This window comes from Metabacillus hrfriensis, assembly GCF_030127205.1.
GTDB classification, from domain to species: domain Bacteria; phylum Bacillota; class Bacilli; order Bacillales; family Bacillaceae; genus Bacillus_P; species Bacillus_P dongyingensis.
In genome coordinates, this window is sequence record NZ_CP126116.1 from 4,193,882 (window position 1) to 4,214,627 (window position 20,746).

Sequence of the window (20,746 nt, forward strand, 5' to 3'; positions counted from 1 at the left end):
GTATTAAAAACCTTTCTTTTCTTTCTTTCCTTTTTTTATCTTTTTCATCGTATCTATTTGTTATGCAATATCTAGAAATTATTCGCTAAATGTATAACAGTATAATTTTTTAAATAGGTAGTGGAGAGTGATATTTAATGAAGATGATTGCCATTCCAATAGTTATGATGATAATGTTAACGGGGATGTCATTTGGGATCGATATTCTTCAAGGATTCGAATTGAGAGCATCTCTTTTTAATGCTGTGAATCCCTTTCTTGTGATGGAAACACCCGAATTAGCTGTTTTCATTTTTTTTCTGTTTTGTTTTGTAATGGATGCCTTTTTCGCCTTTTATAGAAAAAGAAAAAATGTAACTAAGAATTCCAAAAAGCAGCCGCAATCCTAAAAGAGGGCATAAAAAAGGGAGCTGCTCCGCAACTCCCTAGAATTCATTCAATTTTTTATACCTAAGCACTCTATAAGTTTGCTAGGGTAAGCAGGATATTGCCAGCCGTATTTTTCGGACAACTAGTCTTCAGGCTTCCTTAGGCAAAAAAAGGAACAAGTATACGATTGATATCTTTTTAACAACTTGTAAGTTCCTTTGTTAAAGCGCCCAATAATTGAAAAGACAAAAGCTGTAACAGTACTATTTTGTATACATAGAAAATTCCCTGTCTTGAAAAAAGGACAGGGAATCTTCCACCTTTATATAATTCAAGGTAAATCATCCACGATGTTTCCTTGAGGGTACTCATTTCACTTAGTGACCTCGGAATCACATTCAAGAAGCTTTTTCCGATGCTTCTTAATTTTCCGCTACCTTTCCCTGATTCGCTTGATTTGCCTTCGTGTTCCGCATCTTATAAATCACAATCAGCAAAATAAACCAAACAGGAGTTACAAATAAAGCAACGCGAGTATCTTCCGCAAGAGCGAGCACGACAAGGACGAACGCTAGGAATGCAAGGATCAAGTAATTTGAAAATGGATAAAGCGGCAATTTAAATTTGTTTGCTTTTGCCAGGTCTGGTCTTGTTTTACGGTATTTCAAATGACTGATGACAGTAATTCCCCAAATAAATATGAAACATACTGTAGAAATACTTGTAATCAGTGTGAATACGCCTTCTGGCATAACATAGTTCAAAACAACGGAAATTAGAATGACAACAGTTGAAAAGAACAATGCATTGGATGGTACTTTACGGGCATCAAGTTTTGCAAATGGTACAGGTGCATTTTTATCTTTGGCAAGTGAGTATACCATCCGGCTTGTACTGAAGATTGCACTGTTGCAAGCCGAAGCAGCCGATGTTAGGACAACAAAATTGACGATACCAGCTGCTGCAGCGATACCGACTGCCACGAATACTTGGACGAATGGGCTTTCCGTTGGAATGATTGCGTTCCACGGATAAACACTCATAATGACAATAAGTGCGCCAATGTAGAAAATGATAATCCGAATAGGGATATTATTGATTGCTTTTGGGATAACTCTTTCCGGATCTTCTGTTTCACCTGCTGTAAGTCCTACAAGTTCGATGCCAACAAACGCAAACACGACCATCTGGAATGAGAGGATAAAACCATTTATGCCATTTGGGAACATGCCGTCGTGGCTCCATAGATTCGCGAAACTGGCTGCGCCTGAATTAGTAGAAAATCCTTTAATAATCATGAAAATACCGATAACAATTAGTGCTAGAATAGCGATGACTTTAATTAATGCGAACCAGAATTCCATTTCACCAAAAAGTTTTACGGTTGCAAGGTTCATAATCAGCAAAATGACAAGCGCAATTAATCCTGGCATCCACTGTGGTACACCAGGAAACCAATACTGGGTATAGAGACCAACTGCAGTTAAGTCAGCCATTGCGATTGAAATCCAGCAAAACCAGTAGGTCCAGCCAGTCATAAATGCTGCCATATTACCTAAATAGTCTCTTACAAAGTCAACAAAAGAATGATAGTTCAAATTGCTCAAGAGTAATTCTCCAAGTGCGCGCATGATTAAAAAACAAATAACGCCTGTAATCAGGTAAGCAAATAAAATCGATGGTCCTGCTAAATGAATTGATTTTCCTGCTCCAAGAAATAACCCTGTTCCTATTGCCCCTCCGATAGCAATTAGTTGTACGTGCCTGTTTTTAAGACCTCTCGACAATTCTTGTTCCTGCATATAATTTCCCACTCTCTATTTCTAGTCTTTTTGCATATTGCTGATTATAAATATTTTAATAATAAATTTAAAAACAGATAATTGCAAATTAATATTCAAATAAAAGCTTAACATATTATCAGGTAGTTCGACCGCAAAAAAACTATCATTTTCGAATTCTTGCTGCAGAAAGGTATAGTAATCTACCCTTCTAGGCATATTTAGTAAGCTCTTTGCAATTTCAACAGCTGGATAATTCAGATCAAAATAAGGTATAAAAAAAGAGTACCTTTTTAGGCACTCAATCATAATTAATGAGAAAAAGAATTTTTGAATGATTAAACAGGAAGCGCTTCCTCTGTCTTTATTTGCTGCAAGCTTGATTTCCCATCTTCCACAATGAATGAAGTGCGTGTTTCAATTGGTGCACCCGGTCTAGATACATATGGAACTACCAGATAATCTGTTTGCCACTTTTGCTGGGTTAGTTTGCACCGCACATAACCGCGCTGGTTACTGAAAAATTTAATATGCGGATTTTCCTGCAGGATTTGTTCAGTGTTGCTATTTACATCGGAACCGTCTCCACCAGAGGTAATAGATGTTCCGACAAACTCAACCGCCACATTTTTCGAGTTTTCCTCATCAAAGTTAGCTTTAACCTCATTTGCCCAGCTCGTGTGAACATCCCCGGTCAAGACAACGGTATTGGAAACGTTTTTCTCTTCTAAAAAGTTCAGTACACGTTGGCGTGCACCAGGATACCCATCCCAAGCATCCATACTGTAGGACTCCTTCTCTGGACCAATAGCGCCATCACGTCTTGCAAAGAAGACTTGTTGTGCAAGAACCTTCCATTTTGCCTGTGATGAAGCAAGCCCATCTAATAGCCAACGCTCCTGTTTTTCACCTAGAAGGGTACGGGATGGATCCTGCGACTCAGGTGTCGGACTGTCCCATCCGTCACCATTAGCCTGATCATCTCTATATTGACGTGTATCAAGCAGACTGATATCTACTAAATTTCCAAAGGAGAGTCGGCGGTATATTTGCATACTGCTTCCATTTGGGAAGGATGTACGTCGGAGAGGCATGTGTTCATAATATGCCTGGAAGGCGATAGCCCTTCTTTTTAAGAAAGCTTCCTCGGACTGCTTTTCAGGATCTTGGGGAACATCTCCAGCCCAGTTATTATCCACTTCATGGTCATCAAGTGTTACTAGCCACGGAAAATTGGCATGGGCGGCCTGTAAATCACTGTCTAATTTATATAAGGCATAACGGTTGCGATAATCGTCAATCGTATAGATTTCTGGAAAATCTTTTTCGATAGGCCGAACACCGTTTGAGTTATGAGTACCTTCATAAATATAGTCCCCTAAATGGATAACCAAATCCAAGTCATCCTTGGCCATATGCTGATAAGCTGTGTAGTAGCCAGTTGGCCAATTTTGGCAGGAAGCAAACGCGAAGTTTAGCTTTTCTACCTGACTATGTAAAGCAGGAGCAGTCTTAGTTCGCCCTACTGGACTGATCTCAGAACCGGCCTTAAAACGGTAATAATACCAACTTGAAGCATCCAAGCCATTGACTTCGACATGGACGGAATGTCCCAATTGAGGCTTTGAAACCTCTGTTCCTCTTTTTACGACTTTTTTAAATTCTGGATCTAGAGAAACTTCCCATTGTACAGGAAATGGATGGGGTGACATGCCTCCTCCATTAAGCGGGTCTGGGGCAAGTCTTGTCCATAAAACAACACTATCCTGCAATGGGTCACCCGAAGCAATTCCTAATGTAAAAGGATATGATAAGCGCTTAGACTGTGCAGAGGCGAAATTCATCGGTATTGTGTTGACAATCGAAGCGCCAAGTACAATTCCCACTCCTTTTCCTGTTTTCTTTAAAAAATTTCTGCGATTGAACTTTTTTGAATTATGGTTAGAATCTTTCACTTTTAACCCTCCTTTTATTCTCATTGACCATTTTATATAAGAACTATTTAGAAGATATGACCTCATTGTGAAAGATTTGTAAATAGCGGAAAAAAGTAGATTAATTGTTTTATTAGGAACAAGAAAAGAGCCCGTGTCAGGGATTTGTATTATTTATGGAGCAGTTCAGATATAAAGTGTGAGTTTATATGCAAAATCCTTTTTATTTATTGTATAACTTTGCCCATCTTCAATGATGTCAAGTATTGTTATAAATGAATACCTACCCCGCCCATTCAATAGTGTTTTTTTCCGCTTTTTGAATAAACGAGCCTGACTATAAGTCAAGCTCGCCTTTTTCGAATTTTAAATTTAACTACCAGTTTATATGTTTTTTCGTTCGTTGGGGGTCATTTTCATTTAAGTATTTTTGCAGTTCTGGCAGATCGTCTGTATTAATCAGATCCACGCTAGCTTTTAAGAGCTCATCCCATATGGCTTTACGGTTTGGAAGCGGCAAATCTGGTGTTGCCCAAAAACGGACGATCTGCCCGTTTTTATGTGCCTCTGTAACGATGTGATTAAGCTTTTCGCGTTCATGCTGCGGCATCTCGCCATATCCCTGCCAAGTGAAATGCTTTGTCCAATTGTCGCTGATAACCGGCATAAAATGGTTGGAGACATCAGAACCGAGGTCGCTCATCCGGCCATCGTACGAGGCATAGCGCACGCGCTGGTTTTCCATAAGTTCACGCGGGCGCTTGCCAGAAATTATTACGGTAACTTCGTTCTGCTTAACTCCGTTATCGGTAAACTTTGTCAGCATTTTATTGTACTTTTTCAGCTGTTCATGAATGGCGAGATATGTCGCTTCATCTTCAGATTTGATATCAATCCATAGAAGAAAATCCTGGTCATATCCTTTGTAAACTGTCCCTTTATTATTTTTGATTCGTTCACTCAATGGTTTTAGGTATAGAGATTCAAGCGTACGTTCGGGCTTTATATCAATTTGATCATGAGCTACGAGCAGCTCACCGTCTTCGAGCCACACATCGGCTTCTACAGAGGTAAATCCATGATCAAGGGCATCAAATAGTGGGCGTTCATGCTCATAATCGTTATGGGCGTGCGCTTTTGAAAGCGGCACTGCGGTCGATTTCCCAAAAACAGGTTTTGCATAATCATCTTCTCTTTCTTTTGCTCCTGCAGGAACAGCGGGAAGAATCACTCCAATCAAAAACATAGCAATTAACAATACGGTAATCTTTCTCACATTAAATCCGCTCCTTCTTTATTTAGTAGAGAGATTGATAGATCATAAGATCGGAAACTCATATAAAATCATTTAATGAATGATAAAAATATAAATAATACAGAGGCGCGCCGTAGACACCTGCACTTTTTGGGTTCTAACTGCTACTTTTTATACACACTTACAAATACAGGATTAGAATAGAACCATAGGTCTTGATAATTTCGCTTGTTGATTTCAGCAAAACGAGTTTCGTTATCCTCAATGTCAGTCTTTTGATCAATCAGCGGTTCACCGTTTTTCGTTTCTCCCGGTACATTCAATCCAAGGTTAGTGCCTCTTAGACGGAAGTACTGATTCTTGTTTGCCTTTACTTTATATGTGATTACATTGTAGCCATTACGATCTGTTTTCCAGTCTTTGCTTGTGAAACGTTTAATGACTTTAGTCGAATCGTTAGTGTCCTTGTTATAAGCAGGTGTGCCGGGTACTGCTTTCCCCGATACCTCACCAGAAATCAGGTCCACGTGATCAACTTGAACTGAATCACCATTGTTATTCTTTTTTGGACTCTTAAATCGCATCGTAACTTTGATCATTTGACCTTCTTTCACTTTAAGCTCTTCACCCATTTCTGCCTTGCTGCCCATGCCTTCAGCTTGAAAATCAAGCTCATTAATCAAGTCTCCAAACACAGAGAATGATTTTCCTGAACGCATGCCTTCAAGAACTGACTGCGCATTCGATCCGTTTACCCATGTATAATTTTTGGAGTATTGACCAGGCCAATATCCGCTAGAATAAAGACGGTTGTCGCTGATTTCAAAATGAGAATCCGAATTGGAAAAATTCCAAAATCTTCTTCCTTCTCCAAGGAGTGCATCCCATGAGCCGCCTACCTTAGCAAGCATGTAATCTGAACCGCCGTAAGTGCGGTTTTCTGGAGTGGTCAAATTTAAGCCGCCCCTATCAGGTTCCATTTGATTGCCGGGCATGCCTTCAAATCCAAAAACTACATGCGGAGCTATATTATTAAAGTCTCGGAAATCTGCAATCGTGTACACTCTTTTTCTTGAAGGATGGTTCAAAATCGCATAACTTGTCTCTTTATAATTTTTTTCAAGCCATGCCAGCGCTGTTCGTGCATCTTGTGACGTACTGTAGGCTCTTTCATCCTGAGCTTTCCAAGCAGCTGCATCTTCCGGCTCAAACATCTTTTCATCACGGTTCGTAAACAAATACTCGAATTGGTTTCCGGCTTTTAAACTTATTGCCGATCCGGCTTGCTCCCCTATAATGCCAATCCCGACATGCTCATATGTAGGCATGTCCCATTCGAATCCAGAAAAGATAATTTTATTGCGGTACTTCCCTTCACTAAGAAGCTGTTTTATTTTCGGGACTTGATATTGAATGATGCCTTGAGACAGTGGGATTGGGCCGCCTGGAATCACATTTCCATCAGCATCTCGCGAAGACATTCTCAAGTGATCAGAAACAGCCATCCAATCCATATCATATTTGTCAAACGCATTGTCTAACAGCAGTTCAAGCGTCTGGGAGGACTGAGCATCATCTGATTGAGAAGTATGGGCATGATACTCTCCCTTCATCCATCTTCCGCCGGTGTTCTCCTCGAAATTCCTTTCAGTTTCTTTTGCAGTTGCCGGCAGTCCCTGAGCAAGGACGGTCAGACCCAGAACCACAATGGTAATTAATTTGAATACTTTTAACATATAAACCTCCGAAGTGTTGAATTAATATATACAAACCTATTTTATGAAAATATTATTAAGCAAATATAGATAGTTTGTATCGTTTAAGTAAAAAGAGAAAGCACTTATAAACAATTTACCTGCTTTCTCAAATCATTAGCATATGTGAAAAATCCCGACAGGTTCCAGACTATTTTAGATAAGTTTGCTTAGGTCTAGCGGTTACAGTGAGTTGAAAAAATTTATTTTGAAAAACCAATGAAATTGCATAATAGGAGAAACACCAATGGATTATCCAATTGAAACGGCAGATTTTTGATAAGGTTTGACTTCAAGTCTTATTGAAATGGAGAAGATTTGAGGTCATGGGGAGGCAGCAGGCTTACATATCATTGTTCAATTACCAGAAAGATTAACTACTTTAAAGCAGTTTTAATTAGAACAAGTATATCTAAGTAATTTGGAACAAATATTATAACTATTGAAAAGCAAAAGGAGGTAACTGCAATGAATGCCGAACGAGCACAAGAAATTTTTTCTTCGCCAAATATGGTTAATGTCACTTATAATGGAGAAAGTATTTACATTGAGCACGTGGATGAACAAAATGGAAAAGCTACAATCCATTCACTAAAAGAACCAAATAATAAACAAAGTGTTTCTGTAACAAGCTTGACTGAACATTAATTTAAGAAGTATTACCCCATGATAAACCTCCACCTGCGGGTGATGGTTTCACTAGTTCAATTCAATAAAAAAATATTTATTAGGAATAATTTGCAGGATTTTTCTGAATGTTATTCTGTTGTATGAGTATCCCCGCTTTAGCTTAATAAAAAAAGGGATTGCCGCAGCATTCCCTTTCTAAAACTAATATTTTGTCCCTAACCTCTTTAAAGAAATGAATGGTTTTGCAATCGAAGTGAGTTTTGATAATTTTATAAGACATACTGTAAGTATAAGAGTTAGAAGTAAAAAAACGGCAACCATGCAAATTAACCCTGCCCATCCAAATGAAGTCCAAAAAATTCCTCCCAGAGAACCACCAATACTTGAGCCTGCGTAATATAAAAAAAGATATAATGAAGATGCTTGAGCCTTGTTATTTAATGCACGCTGCCCTACCCAGCTGCTAGCAATGGAATGCCCCCCAAAGAAACCAAAAATAAACAAACCAAGACCTATTATTTTTATTAGTAATGATGGGAATAAAGTTAAAAACACACCTAGAATTGAAATTACTAGATTTATAAATAGAACCTTGGATCTTCCGTGTTTATCAATTAGTTTTCCAATAAAGGAAGAGCTGAACATGCCAATGAGGTAAATCAAAAAGAACCAGCTTATGAAAGATTGGCTTAATGAATAAGGCTCATCCATTAATAGATAACCAATATAATTAAACAAAGCCACGTTACTTCCTAACAGAAAAAACCCCATTAAAAATAAACAAACTAGCCCAGGATCTTTTAAATGCTTAATTAAGGACATCCCTAAGCCTCTAATTTCTAATTTGCACGGCTTAAAATTTCTTGAAGGAGACAGGCTGACACCAAAAATGAGGGTGGCAATTAAACTTATTGCTCCGACCCCTGCTAGTGCGAAATGCCAATCATAATAATCAGTAAGAATGCCTGTAAAAATCCTGCCAAATACAGCACCTAAAGCATTGCCGCTTATATATAATCCCATCGCCTTCCCTAGACTCTTAGGATCTACTTCTTCTCCGAGATAAGCCATTGCTATTGATGGCAGACCAGCAAGTGAAATACCTACCAATATTCGGAGAATCAGCAAAATATGAAAATTTGGACTAAATGCAGTCAGCAGACACAAGAAAGAGGCAATAAACATAGAAATTACCATAATAGGTTTACGTCCCCAAGCATCAGATAATGATGCAAAAAAAAGCATGCTTACAGCTAATGCTATCGTTGTCACTGAGAGAGACAAGCTTGCACTAGTTGGAGAAATGCCAAAATCTCTCGTGAATTCAGGCATTAAAGGCTGCATGCAATAAAGAATAGAAAATGTATTAAATCCTGCAGCAAAAAAAGCAAAGTTTGCTTTCCGGAAGGCTTGCGTACCTTGTTGGATGTAAGTCATAAATTAATCAATCCAATAATATAAAAACATTCCTCTTGCAGCATAATAAACAATCGCTTCCTTCATAAAAATGTTACCTCTTTATAAATGATAGTATTTCCTTCAAAAGTCCTTGCAAGTAACTTCTGAATTTATAGTAACACCTAATATTTATAATGTATAATGCATTATAATGATGATTTTAATGCGAAAATGTAATTGATTATGATTGTTTAGGATATAGGAGGTTATTAAATGGATTTGCAGCAGTTTGAATACTTCCAAACCCTCGCCAAAACGCAGCACGTTACCCGTTCGGCAGAAGCACTCTCAATTTCTCAATCTGCTCTTAGCCGTTCAATTGCCAGATTAGAGGATGATATAGGGGTACCATTATTTGATCGTCAAGGGCGATCTATTCGACTAAATCAATATGGACAGATTTTTTTAAAGCGAGTAGAGAATATTATGAAAGAGTTCTATGAGGGAAAACAAGAAATACAAGATTTACTTGAACCAGAGTCAGGAACTATATCATTAGGTTTTTTGCATACACTAAGCACAAATCTCATACCAGATTTAATCTCCTGCTTTCGTATTTACTATCCCAAAATTAACTTTCAACTTGGGCAAGGTCCTTCACATGTTCTTCTTGAGCAGCTGAAATCTGGAGAAATGGATCTTTGTCTAATTGCACCTAACGAAGTCATCCATCCGATTCAATGGGAAAAGCTTTGGAGTGAGGAGCTTTTTGTTACAGTCCCTAAAAATCATAAATTCGCTGATCGTAAAAGCATTGGGTTAGAACAATTAGCAAATGAACCATTTATTCATTTAAAAAAGGGTTATTCCCTCCGTATAACCGTGGAGCAGTTGTTTCAAGAAGCAGGATTAACACCAAATATAACATTTGAAGGAGAAGAAGCAGACACTGTGGCAGGGCTTGTCGCTGCAGGACTAGGGATTTCGCTTTTACCGGATTTAAAAGGAATAGATAAAAGTAAATTAGTACAAATATCTGTAAGTTGGCCGAAGAGCCAAAGGACAATTGGTATTGCTTGGGTTGAGGGCAGGTATATATCACCTGCAACTAAACAGTTTAAATCCTTTGTTTTGGAGAAATTCAACCAAATGAAATAATTGTAAAGAAAAGATGTCGAAATAAATCAGCGACCATATGCATTCAGATTTTCAGGTCCACATTACATAGACAGCACTGATAAAATCCCTTCAATTTAAAGCTAACGGGACAGATTGATTGAGTAAGAGTTTTATTAGGTTATAACTAAATTAGTATAAAAATAGGGAGTGAATAACAATGAGCCTGTTTTTTATTTTTTCTAAATACATCAGGGAAAATGTGGAGTCCTTAGCTATTGAAGTGGTTGAAAGTGTACTTCACAGAATGAAATTAGACATCCCTGAATGGGAGAAAGAACAAGCAATTGCGATATATGTTGAGCTATTAAGCTATTTCGGAGAATCACTTATTAACGAAGGGAAAGATTTAGTTCCCGATACTTTTATCGTTTGGAGCAAAAGGAATGCGGCAATGCAAGTATCTTCAAGAGGGAAAATTTCAGAAATTGCGGTTCGTTATTCGCCAACCAGGGACGTCTTTACGGAAATATTAACGAAAATCAGTATAGATCTGGGGCTGTCAGTAAAGGAAAATGCGCTTATTATAAAACGGATAAACACAATGTTAGACATCAGCTTAAATGAAACAGTTTTCGCTTTCGAACGCCTTCTAGATGAAGCTAGGGAAGAAACGAAAAAAGAACTGGCAGCATTATCAGCCCCTATTATACCTGTTAAAGACGGTGTCGTGATCCTTCCCTTAGTTGGCTATATTGATAGCTACAGGGCAAATTATATTATGGAATATGTTGTTCCGAAAATAGCTGACATGGATATAAATCACGTCATTGCAGACTTTTCAGGTATTTTTACAATTAATATAGACATTGCAGAACATATCCATCAAATAGGAAGCATGCTTCAATTAATGGGTATCCATGTAATTACTACAGGCTTGCGTCCTGAACTGGCACAACTAGTAATAAATAGCAGGATTAATATCTCTGCTATCGAGACTTTTGCTAATGTTAAGAAAGCATTAGAAAGTATTAAGTAATCTTATGGCTCACTTTGTAAAATACACAGTGTATGTTTCCTGAGCTCCCTTGAAAGAACGGTAAAAATTCTATCATCTGTGGAGCTGCTATTTGCAGCAAAGTTGGCTAACGGGAACGTTAATTGAACAAGACGTACAAAAGGACCAAGATTTTTGGCCCTTTTTCTATGCTTAATTATCAACATAAATGGTTAACAGAGCTTGAAATAAAAGATTATTAAAAGCCCAAACATTAGTAGTTTTTGGTTTTGTTTCCTTTTGACTTTTTTAATGGTTGAAAAAGAATGTCCTCGCATTTTTCATACATCTTTAAAATATTCCCTGTAACACTTAATTTAGGTACAGTGAAATATATGAAAACTGCAGCTGCAAAGCTTATTAGTATTCCTGTTAAAACATCAAAAGGATAATGAACACCAACCCAAATACGGGAGATGCCAACAAGAACAGCCAGCATTATCCATAAGAATGACCAGCCTCTTCTGAAAAGCCAAAAAGAAAGACAATATGAGAAGAATAAGATTGTATGGTCACTGGGAAAGGAATTATCTTTTTCTTTCTCGATCAGCTTATTTACATTTGATAATTCTGCAAATGGCTGATAATTTTTATAAAATTCACCTGATATTTTACCCATTGCAAATGCACATATAAATGTGATAGTTGCACAAAGAATCATTAATCTGCTGTCTTTGTCCCGTCTAAACCAAATAATAAGAACGCTTAGTGCAAGTAAAAAAACCATATATTCAGCAATAAAACTGAAAACAGGATTTAAATATGTATATTCTTTTCCTAAGTCATTAACCAATCTAAATAATGCAATATTAACTTCAGAAAAATCCAAACCCAGTCACCATCCTATCTCTTTTTACTACATCTTAAAAGAGAGCTAGGTGATCTGCCATCGATTCAAATTACATTTTATGGATTTATGTAACAATCTTGTAAGGTTAATGTTAGATGATATATAAATGGGACAAAATAAAAAATTCTTTTCTATATGAAAGGAACTCCTTAGCTCAAGCGACACCAAACGTACTGTAATCACTTTAATTGAAGGAGGAATACCTAAGACCGTCATAAGACTCTCCCTATTAATTCAACTAACTCTTTATTGGTTAAATAAGGAACCAACCGTTTAAAATGATCACAAAAACTCACCTATCCATTTGGTTAGGTGTTCAAAATTATATATTCAATAGTCTTTTCTAGAAGTTCAATATCCTTATATATCTCTCGTTTAATTCTCATATCATTACATCGTTGGTAATCGAGGTGTAACCGCTTTAATTCTTCAGTAAAAATACGGTATTCATAGTTGTTTCCCATATTCTGTGTCCCCTAACGAATAAGACTATTCAATAATGTTTACCCAAACAAGATAATTAAAACTAGTTACACTTCCTATAAGCCTTATCGAACTAAATGTAAATCCCGTTAGTTGAATTAAAAGTAAATATTAGAAAGGATTTTATTTAATTAATGAACTTTTTAAGTAGAAGTGGTTTAGTTTTTACAAGTAAAGGGTATTTAAGTACTGTGGAAATATATCTAAAAAGGGGATTTAATAATGGAGATAATGTTTGATACAGATAAATTCATGAAATACACCGAAACTAATAAACAGAGTTTTGAAAATTCATTATTAAGCCAAGCAGCTAATGTAAAAGATAAAATTCAAGATATTCTAAGAGTTGGAAATATTGACCTCATAAATAATGCCCATAAACTGGTTCAATTCGTTGTTGATGGTAAAGATGAAGAACTTCAATCTTTTGCGAAACATGAAGGGATAGTGTGGGCGACCCACGAAATGACATTATCATTCAAATTAGAATGGATTCAGGCCATTCGCAGAACCTTGTGGGAATTCCTGCAAAACTATAACAAGTTAACGAATAACGCTGTAATCGATGATTTTTTTTCGTTGGAAAAACAAATAAACAGTCAAATAGACCAATTTTTGAATGTTTTTTTTATTAATTATTCAAAATACAAGGATTCATTGATAATGGCTCAAAGACAATTGGTAGAAAATCTATCGGTGCCTATAATACCAATAACACCCACTATCTGTATTTTGCCTCTGATTGGTTCGGTTGATACAATTCGAACGAATATTATTGAGGAAAAAATTTTAATGGAAGTTGGTAAATTACATATTCAAACATTGATTATTGACTTATCTGGAATTGCAGAGATGGAGAATGAAGTAATTGACCATTTATTGAAGATTATAGCTGGCACTTCGATGATGGGATGCCATACTGTGATTACAGGGTTAAGAGCTGAAGTTGTTAGAAAAATAATACGTTTAGGAATAACATTCGATAAAAACACCAAAACATTAGGAACTTTACAACAAGCATTAAATGAATATTTAATGAGATAAACGAAATGTTTATACATTTAACAGGCTGAATATTAGAGGAGAGTTGCTCGTGCTGCCGCTATAAGCTTTCTCCAGCTCTGGATATTCTTTTTGAGTAAGCTAATCTTTCAATGACTATTACAAATTGATTAAAAGGCAGCAAAAAAGGAGCTGCATTAAGCTCCTTCTCTTCAAAAGTTTGATTTTTACTAGGATAACTTGGATTCTGACTTTATATATAAGTTAGAGAGTACTACTCCATCTTCTGTCATAATAAATTCATGACATGTCATTAACGCCGTATTCAGCCAGTCGGGGATTCTTTCTGAATCATAGGCACAAACTAATAACAATCTCATGTCGCTTACCCTTCCCTTTGCTTCTTTTGCAAATTCTTCAATTATCCTTAAGATGCCTTCCTGAATTTTTCAAATTCCAAGAGTGTCAGCCATATCCCGAGAATGGCTTTCTTTATTAATTACGGCAGGCAAAATAATCTCAACGGTTGTTCCTTCATTTTCTTTACTTAGAAATGATAATGTCCCATTATGACTCTCAATAATTCGATAGCAAGTCATTAGCCCGAGACCCGTTCCTTTCTCCTTTGTTGTATAAAATGGCTCTCCAAGTGTAGAAATCCGCTCTCTTGAAATACCAATTCCCTGATCGATAATCTGGATAGAAATCTCAAAATCTCCCTTCAGCTCAACCTTCACATCAATATTCCCGCCCCTTGGCATGGCTTCAATAGCGTTCTTAAAAATATTTAAAAATACTTGTTTTAATTGACCTTCTGCGCAGAATACCTTGGGCAAGTCCCTGTCAAATTCTGAGAAGATTTGAACATTATTTAGAATTGACTGAGAGTTAATTAAGGTAACAACATCTTTTATTAATACTTTTACATCTCGCTCTTCAAAAACGACAGCATTCGGTTTTGCAAGAACTAGAAATTCACTCACTATAGCATTTATTCGATCTAGCTCAGATAACATAATAGTGTAGTACTCTTCATCAGGATGATTGGATTTTAACAATTGAATAAATCCTTTTATTGAAGTGAGTGGATTACGAATTTCATGAGCAATACCAGCTGCCATTTGTCCCAAAAGAGCGAGTTTCTCAGATTTTTGAAGCATCTGTTCTGTTTTTACTTTCCTTTCAGTAATATCCTTTCCTATTGAAAGGACAGCCTCTTTTTCACCAAATATAATATTCAATAAAGACAATTCAAAGTAAAATGTCGATCCATCGAAACGTTTAAATTTATGTTCAATATTGTTTAATGGCTGTTTCTCTTTCTTTACCTGATTAATTCGTTCCAGCAAAGGGGCTTTATACTCCTGTACAATAAAATCAAACAAATATCTGCCGATTATTTCATCCTTGCTTGCAGCTCCAAGCATGCTGACAGCAGCTTTATTTAAATAAACAATCTTATTATCCCGGTGAATCAAAACCGATTCAGGCAACGAATCAATCATCTGTTTATAGCTTGTCTCATTCGCACGTTCTTTTTTTCCATAATATTTAGCGGTATCATATTGCCATCCGACCAGCCAAGCAATAAGGGTGAAAATAAAAAAGTCTATCGTAAAAAAAGGTTCTTGTCCCACAACCTTTTGGTAGCTTGTAAATAAAATTGAAATAATCACCAAACCAATCTGTCCCGTGTATTTCATCTCATTTCCCCTTATGTAAATAGTCCATATATCATAGCATAAAATAAGAACATATTGATGATTCTCACAATTAAACTTTGTGTGGAAAGAGGAATTACGCTAAATTGATTTATATCTCGTGATCAGTAGGTTTGATTTCACCAAATAAAATTTTTTCTATTACATGGGCACTCATTGCGATAGCTGACTGAGCAGCTTAAAAGATGTATGGAATGAAAAATGTACGGGCATTTTAATCCCGAAGGGGGTGTGCTTATGAAAAAAGAAATTCGCTCAGCTGATGAAAAAACACTTGCTGAAGGAATCAATACAGAAGATGAATTAAATAGAAACGCTACCGAAGAAGAAATTGATAATGGCGATTACACGAAAGTAACCACTTTATCTCTTGATGAAAACGATCCAAGTTGAACAATACACCGTTATCTCACGGTGTTTTATTATGCTTTCAAGGCAAGTTACAAACTATTGGATTAATGGAAAAACACCCTTTTGCCTTATGACAATTGAATCGTCCAATTTGGAGAACAAATGGTCATGACCGTCTAAAGATGAAAAACTCGCTATTTATTTATGACGGTCATGGTCTTTGATCAACGTGAGAGGCAAGGCTGAATAGGAGGAATTCAGCAATAACAATCTAATACCAAAAAAAGAGCCAGCATGTAGGCCGCCTCCTTTTTGACTGGGTTATCAGATTATAACGCAAATGAACATCTGTTTCATGAAGAAAGGGTTTCGGTCTTCAATAATTTTTTTCGATAAATAAAGGATGACAAATTGATACTAACTTCATAGATTAATACAAGCGGTACTAATACGAGTATGTCTGAAATTAAATCCGGAGGCGTAATTAACACAGACGTTATGAGAATAACAAAATATGCAATCTTTCTGGATTTCTTTAACATCTGCGGATTTAAAATTCCTATCGCGGTTAAAAACAGAATGACGACAGGCAGTTCAAACAATATTCCAAAAGGAACAGTCAGGCTGATCAGAAAACTAAAGTACTTTTCAGACGTATAAAATTGCTGAAATCCTTCTCCTGCTAATTCTTGCATGAATGATAGAACAATAGGAAACACAAGAAAATAGCCAAAGGAAATTCCGAGAATAAATAGTAAAAACAGAGCTGGAATGAGCATAAAGGTTGCTTTTCTTTCATGCTCTTGAAGAGCAGGCAAAACAAACCGCCAAACATGGTATGCAGCTAAAGGTATGGTAAGAGCAATCGAACATACGGCTGATATCTTGAAATAAATCCATAAAACATCTCCTGGTCCAAGTAAGGCGAGCTTAAATTCTAAGTCTTTAACCAGCCAACTGTAGATTTGCTCTACAAAAGCAAATGATACAGCGAAGAAGACCAAAAAACTTGCAAGGATATAGATAAGCCTTTTTCTCAATTCCTCTAGGTGTACTGTTAATGCAACTTCCTGATCCTTCATGAATTTCACCTCTTTAATGAAAAAGAAAAAAGATAAGAAATTTATCCTTTTTCTCTTTTCAATATTTAAAGTTTTTCATCTTCCTTTTTAGAGTCTGAAGATACTAAATCCTTTGTCGCATTTTTAAATTCCTTTAACGTGTTGCCGAAAGCACGTCCAACTTCAGGAAGTTTTGATGGACCAAAAATAATAAGTGCTATGACTAAAATAAGAATTAGCCCTGGAATACCGATGTTTTGTATCATTTTATTTTCGCTCCTTTATTTTTTAAAATTATCAGCAATCATGTTGAGCTCCAACACCTGCCCCGACATAGGATTTAGCCTTCCTTTTAAACCAACAAGTTTGGCTAGCATTGTGCTTGTCGGGGATGAATTAGGCGCATTCACTTATCTTATTTAAATCCTGTAATAGCAACAACAGCTGGTCGCGGCATTTTATCACCGCTGCGATGCGGCCATTTGCTTGTTGGGTTTGCAAGGTCATCTGTTTCTTCACCTGGATGCTGGATAGAAAGGAATAGTGCTTTCTCATCAGGAGTAAAACAAGGCCCTGTTAATTCTGCTTGAACTGGGGCGGATGCAAATTGGAAAGCTTCTCCTTCGTTTTTCCCTTCTGTAGGGATAACAAATAGACCGTTGTTGCCGAATGGCTCCCAAATTTTTGTGTTAACACTTCCGCTTGAAATGTCTGTAACAGTCCAAAGGTTTCCATCTTCGTCGAATAACAGATTATCTGGTGCACTAAATCCGCTTTGAATACCGCCTGCTGCAAAGATTGCAAACTGGAACTCCATTGAGCCGTGATCGTTATCTTTTTCAAAGAAACGAGTAATATGACCGTGGAAGTTTCCATGATTACTGTTATTTGTATGTGCAATAAAGATTGATCCATCAAACGGACTGATTTCTAAGTCTTCTGGGCGATCTGTAGGTGTTCCTCCTAAAAGGATGGCTGCTTCATGGCAGTTTACAACAACATCTGCCTGTGTTTGGAATTTTTTAAGCAGTTCAGCGTTCCCTTTAGCTGCTTTTTGTACAGCTTCAATCGTCAGAGCTACCCATCTTCCTTCGCCAAAATTAGCTACATAAAGAGTTCCTTCTTCTAATAGTTTCGAATTCTTCTTTCCATCTTTTTGATTATATTTATTTTTACTAATAAATTTATAGACACAGGCATCTCTCTTATCATCGCCCATGTACACAACAACTCGGTTATCTTTTGAAAGACCCATGCATGTATTTTCATGATTAAAGCGGCCTAAAGCTGTGTGCTTGCGAACTTGATAGGCAGGATCAAATGGATCCACTTCGATTACCCATCCATAATGTGTTTCATCTAAGTTAGCCGATTTTGAAGTGGATTCATAATTTTCTTCACAGGATAAAACCGTGTTCCAAAGTGTCTTTCCGCCAGAGCAGTTTGCAAATGTACCTTGAACGATTTCTGCACCGTTAACAGCTTTTGATCCTTTTGCAGGTCCGGTTAATGCAAAAGGTGTCAGCCCTGTTACGCGTCGGGCATATTTAGATTCCGTATCCATTTTCCAGCCATTTCTGTCTTTAACTACTTCGATAATCGAACCGCCTTGATTATAAAGCATTGTTTTTATCTGTTCGGAGCTGTAGCCGCCCTTAATTGTTTGACCGAAAACAAACAAATCTGAGATATATTCATGATTTACCCATAACAATCCTCGGTCCTTTTCATCTTCATATGGAAAGAAGAGAGTAAAGTCGTTATTGTATCCGAATGTATCTCCTTTTTGATTAATCTTGTCGCCATATGCAGCAATAACTTCATATTTATAGCCTTTTGGAAGAACAAGATCATCCTTTGTTGTTGGTTCAATTGGCTGGAATTTTAAAGGACCTTTTTTTGGCCTTTTATATTCTGGATAGTGAAAAGGAGTTTTTGCTTCTGCTGATTTTACTAATCCATCAAGTCCTGTACTTGCTGCTGCCAGTGCAACAGTACCAGTTCCTAGGTATGTTAAAAATTTTTTTCGATTTAATACTGGGGGCATCTATCCGCACCTCTTTCTGTTAGTTATGCATATCAAATGATATAGAAAAAGAATTAAGCTGAATTTAAATAATTGTAAAGATTCCTATTTTCTTATTTTCAGGAATATATTCATAGAGTTAATCTGATGATAAAGTCGCAATTCACTTTATATACTTCCTTAATTTTACATAATTATTAAAAATAAGTGTAAAAATACGGGGTTATATAGTCACTTTTGATGGACTATTTAAATTGAGAAGCATTTCAAAATGTAAATTCATTAAGTTTTTTGTAAGATTTCTATTCGAAAGTTAAGAAAAGGTATTCTTCTTATAGTTTATATATGAAATAAGTAAATTCTATTCAGCTCATATTCTATTTGTGTTAACAATATGTCTGTACTGGATAATACACATCTAAGGAGTGAAAAACATTGGAATTCAAGATGCTGTTAATGAGAGAAGCTGAAAAAGGATGAAGCAGACGAGAAAGAAGAATAAAGATGGGGAGAGAATACATAGGCTCTGCTCTAATTATTCAATAAATAAGGATTGCTGTCAGAAATGTCCGATGGATAGAAAATTAGCAGAGAATATGATTAATAGAAATTCCCTAAATGAGGAGTTTGTTATAAAAGGTATGGTAAACACATCTCCTGAGGTAACTGTAACACCAGTTGATGAAAAAATTACTTCTGCCTAGGTAACAAAAAACCTTTTTATAAATCACTTGCAACTTGAGGAGGATGGATAATGAAAACAATAATTTTTGCACTGGCTGCCGCTCTAACTATTGGAACTGTAACAACAGCTTTTGCATACTCTGATGCGATGAATTCCGGGGAGAACGGTGAACAGCTTGCGGAAAAATTCCAGCACCTTACCCGCAATAATGTTTGGGAACAGAAAGAAAAAGTTGATCTGCAATTTAACACATTTCATCCGCAAGGAATGACGAAAGTCGGAGACTTGTACTTCATGTCTTCTGTAGAAATCATCGAAAAAACGGTAAAATACGACCAGCCTCATGATGGATACGACCGCACACCTGGTAAAGGCATCGGTCATCTATTTGTATTTACTAAAGAAGGAAAGCTGTTAAAGGATTTAAAGCTTGGTGAAGGTACTATATACCATCCCGGAGGAATTGCATATGATGGCAAATCAATCTGGATTTCAGTTGCAGAGTACCGGCCAAATAGCAAGTCAATCATTTATAAAGTAAATCCAGAAACGATGAATTCAGAAGAAGTGTTCCGCACGAATGACCATATTGGAGGAATTCTTCGTGATGGAAAACAAGGAACTCTAAAGGCTGTAAGCTGGGGTTCAAGAATGTTTTATGAGTTCAATGAAAAAGGAAAAGTGCTCCGTAAATCAAATAATACCAGCCACTTTATCGATTATCAGGACTGCGAGAATGCAGGAAAAGACAACATGATATGCAGCGGTATTACTGAATTGCCGCAGCAAGGAGTTTCCACTTCTAAATATGAATTGGGCGGTCTGGCCTTACTGGATATAAAAACAATGGATATGGTTCACGAACTGCCAATTACTCTATTTTCTCAAAACGGACATGCTGCAACACGCAATCCAGTATTTCTTGAAAATACAAAACAGGGATTAATCATGTACACTGTACCGGACGATGATCAATCCTCTATGTTAGTGTATGAAACAATAGTCAGTAAAAAATAAATTATAGGAAGCATAAGGATATAAGGTATGCAACTTTTGAAAAACTAATTAGAGATTCTTAATTGATACTTTTTTATCAAAACTTATTAATGAATGTTAGATTACCACTAACAAGTGCCATGTTGATTAAAAGATTAAAAAACATAAAAAGGATTGCTGCTGCAATCCTTTTTCGACTGATGATATTCTGTATTATTTATACGATCCTCACGATTGGGCAGTCTAAGTCCAAGTTAAGTGCCTCATTTAAATCATC

Annotated in this window: 19 protein-coding genes; 8 read left to right on the plus strand and 11 right to left on the minus strand. The window is 36.6% G+C overall.

All coding sequences use genetic code 11. The features are described from left to right. Positions 1-143: 143 nt before the first annotated feature. The gene (locus tag QLQ22_RS25265) at positions 144-389 is read left to right on the plus strand and encodes a YczF family membrane protein (protein WP_479724405.1); all 246 of its coding nucleotides are present in this window, start codon (positions 144-146) and stop codon (positions 387-389) included. Positions 390-791: 402 nt separating this feature from the next. Here QLQ22_RS25265 and QLQ22_RS20855 read toward each other — a convergent pair whose 3' ends face one another. The 4 genes from QLQ22_RS20855 to QLQ22_RS20870 form a co-directional block, all read right to left on the minus strand. After that, complete coding sequence (locus QLQ22_RS20855; protein ID WP_284015482.1) at positions 792-2,171, minus strand: amino acid permease; 1,380 nt, start codon at positions 2,169-2,171, stop codon at positions 792-794. Positions 2,172-2,488: 317 nt separating this feature from the next. Further along, the gene (locus QLQ22_RS20860) at positions 2,489-4,105 is read right to left on the minus strand and encodes an alkaline phosphatase D family protein (RefSeq protein ID WP_284015483.1); all 1,617 of its coding nucleotides are present in this window, start codon (positions 4,103-4,105) and stop codon (positions 2,489-2,491) included. Between the two features lie 355 nt (positions 4,106-4,460). Continuing rightward, positions 4,461-5,360, minus strand: coding sequence for a phosphatidylinositol-specific phospholipase C/glycerophosphodiester phosphodiesterase family protein (locus QLQ22_RS20865; protein WP_284015484.1), 900 nt, complete (start codon positions 5,358-5,360; stop codon positions 4,461-4,463). Between the two features lie 143 nt (positions 5,361-5,503). After that, the gene (locus tag QLQ22_RS20870) at positions 5,504-7,075 is read right to left on the minus strand and encodes a CehA/McbA family metallohydrolase domain-containing protein (RefSeq protein WP_284015485.1); all 1,572 of its coding nucleotides are present in this window, start codon (positions 7,073-7,075) and stop codon (positions 5,504-5,506) included. A 486-nt stretch (positions 7,076-7,561) separates the two neighbouring features. Between QLQ22_RS20870 and QLQ22_RS20875 the strand changes: the two genes are divergently transcribed. Beyond that, positions 7,562-7,741, plus strand: a complete 180-nt coding sequence (locus QLQ22_RS20875; protein WP_223437740.1) for a small acid-soluble spore protein H — start codon at positions 7,562-7,564, stop codon at positions 7,739-7,741. Positions 7,742-7,924: 183 nt separating this feature from the next. On the opposite strand, the gene QLQ22_RS20880 is transcribed toward QLQ22_RS20875, so the two are convergent. Further along, positions 7,925-9,160: an MFS transporter gene (locus QLQ22_RS20880; protein ID WP_284015486.1), complete on the minus strand. Its 1,236-nt coding sequence runs from the start codon at positions 9,158-9,160 to the stop codon at positions 7,925-7,927. A 234-nt stretch (positions 9,161-9,394) separates the two neighbouring features. On the opposite strand from QLQ22_RS20880, the gene QLQ22_RS20885 reads away from it, so the two are divergent. Both QLQ22_RS20885 and QLQ22_RS20890 read left to right on the plus strand, forming a co-directional pair. Next, entirely contained in the window at positions 9,395-10,279 is an 885-nt protein-coding gene (locus QLQ22_RS20885; RefSeq protein WP_284015487.1) for a LysR family transcriptional regulator, read from the plus strand. A 178-nt stretch (positions 10,280-10,457) separates the two neighbouring features. After that, positions 10,458-11,276 carry an STAS domain-containing protein gene (locus QLQ22_RS20890; protein WP_223437746.1) on the plus strand — a complete coding sequence of 273 codons (819 nt, stop codon included), beginning with the start codon at positions 10,458-10,460 and terminating at the stop codon, positions 11,274-11,276. A gap of 232 nt (positions 11,277-11,508) precedes the next feature. Here QLQ22_RS20890 and QLQ22_RS20895 read toward each other — a convergent pair whose 3' ends face one another. Next, positions 11,509-12,123: an undecaprenyl-diphosphatase gene (locus QLQ22_RS20895; RefSeq protein WP_223437748.1), complete on the minus strand. Its 615-nt coding sequence runs from the start codon at positions 12,121-12,123 to the stop codon at positions 11,509-11,511. Positions 12,124-12,849: 726 nt separating this feature from the next. Here QLQ22_RS20895 and QLQ22_RS20900 point away from each other — a divergent pair. Beyond that, positions 12,850-13,671: an STAS domain-containing protein gene (locus QLQ22_RS20900; RefSeq protein WP_284015489.1), complete on the plus strand. Its 822-nt coding sequence runs from the start codon at positions 12,850-12,852 to the stop codon at positions 13,669-13,671. A gap of 188 nt (positions 13,672-13,859) precedes the next feature. Here the strand turns inward: QLQ22_RS20900 and QLQ22_RS20905 are convergent, their stop codons facing one another. Together QLQ22_RS20905 and QLQ22_RS20910 are read right to left on the minus strand one after the other, a co-directional pair. Continuing rightward, positions 13,860-14,009: a hypothetical protein gene (locus tag QLQ22_RS20905; RefSeq protein ID WP_223437752.1), complete on the minus strand. Its 150-nt coding sequence runs from the start codon at positions 14,007-14,009 to the stop codon at positions 13,860-13,862. A gap of 69 nt (positions 14,010-14,078) precedes the next feature. Next, positions 14,079-15,332, minus strand: a complete 1,254-nt coding sequence (locus tag QLQ22_RS20910; RefSeq protein WP_284015490.1) for an ATP-binding protein — start codon at positions 15,330-15,332, stop codon at positions 14,079-14,081. A gap of 255 nt (positions 15,333-15,587) precedes the next feature. Between QLQ22_RS20910 and QLQ22_RS20915 the strand changes: the two genes are divergently transcribed. Beyond that, positions 15,588-15,743: a hypothetical protein gene (locus QLQ22_RS20915; RefSeq protein ID WP_284015491.1), complete on the plus strand. Its 156-nt coding sequence runs from the start codon at positions 15,588-15,590 to the stop codon at positions 15,741-15,743. A 311-nt stretch (positions 15,744-16,054) separates the two neighbouring features. On the opposite strand, the gene tatC is transcribed toward QLQ22_RS20915, so the two are convergent. The 3 genes from tatC to QLQ22_RS20930 all read right to left on the minus strand — a co-directional run bounded on the left by tatC (position 16,055) and on the right by QLQ22_RS20930 (position 18,809). After that, complete coding sequence (tatC, locus tag QLQ22_RS20920) at positions 16,055-16,783, minus strand: twin-arginine translocase subunit TatC (RefSeq protein ID WP_223437755.1); 729 nt, start codon at positions 16,781-16,783, stop codon at positions 16,055-16,057. A gap of 65 nt (positions 16,784-16,848) precedes the next feature. After that, positions 16,849-17,028, minus strand: a complete 180-nt coding sequence (tatA, locus tag QLQ22_RS20925) for a twin-arginine translocase TatA/TatE family subunit (RefSeq protein WP_223437756.1) — start codon at positions 17,026-17,028, stop codon at positions 16,849-16,851. A gap of 149 nt (positions 17,029-17,177) precedes the next feature. Then, positions 17,178-18,809 carry a PhoX family protein gene (locus tag QLQ22_RS20930; protein WP_284015492.1) on the minus strand — a complete coding sequence of 544 codons (1,632 nt, stop codon included), beginning with the start codon at positions 18,807-18,809 and terminating at the stop codon, positions 17,178-17,180. Positions 18,810-19,264: 455 nt separating this feature from the next. Between QLQ22_RS20930 and QLQ22_RS20935 the strand changes: the two genes are divergently transcribed. After that, positions 19,265-19,492 (plus strand): hypothetical protein, encoded by a 228-nt coding sequence (locus tag QLQ22_RS20935; RefSeq protein ID WP_252207330.1) that lies wholly within the window; start codon positions 19,265-19,267, stop codon positions 19,490-19,492. Between the two features lie 50 nt (positions 19,493-19,542). Then, on the plus strand, positions 19,543-20,490 hold the full coding sequence (locus QLQ22_RS20940; RefSeq protein ID WP_223437759.1) for a DUF6454 family protein: 948 nt from the start codon (positions 19,543-19,545) through the stop codon (positions 20,488-20,490). Positions 20,491-20,746: the final 256 nt, after the last annotated feature.

Excerpts from the sequence above, each read along its gene's own strand:
- QLQ22_RS20910 (WP_284015490.1), bottom strand. The coding sequence starts at position 15,332 with ATGAAATACACGGGACAGATTGGTTTGGTGATTATTTCAATTTTATTT.
- QLQ22_RS20940 (WP_223437759.1), top strand. The coding sequence starts at position 19,543 with ATGAAAACAATAATTTTTGCACTGGCTGCCGCTCTAACTATTGGAACT.
- QLQ22_RS20870 (WP_284015485.1), bottom strand. The coding sequence starts at position 7,075 with ATGTTAAAAGTATTCAAATTAATTACCATTGTGGTTCTGGGTCTGACC.
- QLQ22_RS20885 (WP_284015487.1), top strand. The coding sequence starts at position 9,395 with ATGGATTTGCAGCAGTTTGAATACTTCCAAACCCTCGCCAAAACGCAG.
- QLQ22_RS25265 (WP_479724405.1), top strand. The coding sequence starts at position 144 with ATGATTGCCATTCCAATAGTTATGATGATAATGTTAACGGGGATGTCA.
- QLQ22_RS20905 (WP_223437752.1), bottom strand. The coding sequence starts at position 14,009 with ATGAGATTGTTATTAGTTTGTGCCTATGATTCAGAAAGAATCCCCGAC.
- tatA (WP_223437756.1), bottom strand. The coding sequence starts at position 17,028 with ATGATACAAAACATCGGTATTCCAGGGCTAATTCTTATTTTAGTCATA.
- QLQ22_RS20900 (WP_284015489.1), top strand. The coding sequence starts at position 12,850 with ATGGAGATAATGTTTGATACAGATAAATTCATGAAATACACCGAAACT.
- QLQ22_RS20880 (WP_284015486.1), bottom strand. The coding sequence starts at position 9,160 with ATGACTTACATCCAACAAGGTACGCAAGCCTTCCGGAAAGCAAACTTT.
- QLQ22_RS20915 (WP_284015491.1), top strand. The coding sequence starts at position 15,588 with ATGAAAAAAGAAATTCGCTCAGCTGATGAAAAAACACTTGCTGAAGGA.
- QLQ22_RS20935 (WP_252207330.1), top strand. The coding sequence starts at position 19,265 with ATGAAGCAGACGAGAAAGAAGAATAAAGATGGGGAGAGAATACATAGG.
- QLQ22_RS20875 (WP_223437740.1), top strand. The coding sequence starts at position 7,562 with ATGAATGCCGAACGAGCACAAGAAATTTTTTCTTCGCCAAATATGGTT.
- QLQ22_RS20890 (WP_223437746.1), top strand. The coding sequence starts at position 10,458 with ATGAGCCTGTTTTTTATTTTTTCTAAATACATCAGGGAAAATGTGGAG.
- tatC (WP_223437755.1), bottom strand. The coding sequence starts at position 16,783 with ATGAAGGATCAGGAAGTTGCATTAACAGTACACCTAGAGGAATTGAGA.
- QLQ22_RS20855 (WP_284015482.1), bottom strand. The coding sequence starts at position 2,171 with ATGCAGGAACAAGAATTGTCGAGAGGTCTTAAAAACAGGCACGTACAA.
- QLQ22_RS20930 (WP_284015492.1), bottom strand. The coding sequence starts at position 18,809 with ATGCCCCCAGTATTAAATCGAAAAAAATTTTTAACATACCTAGGAACT.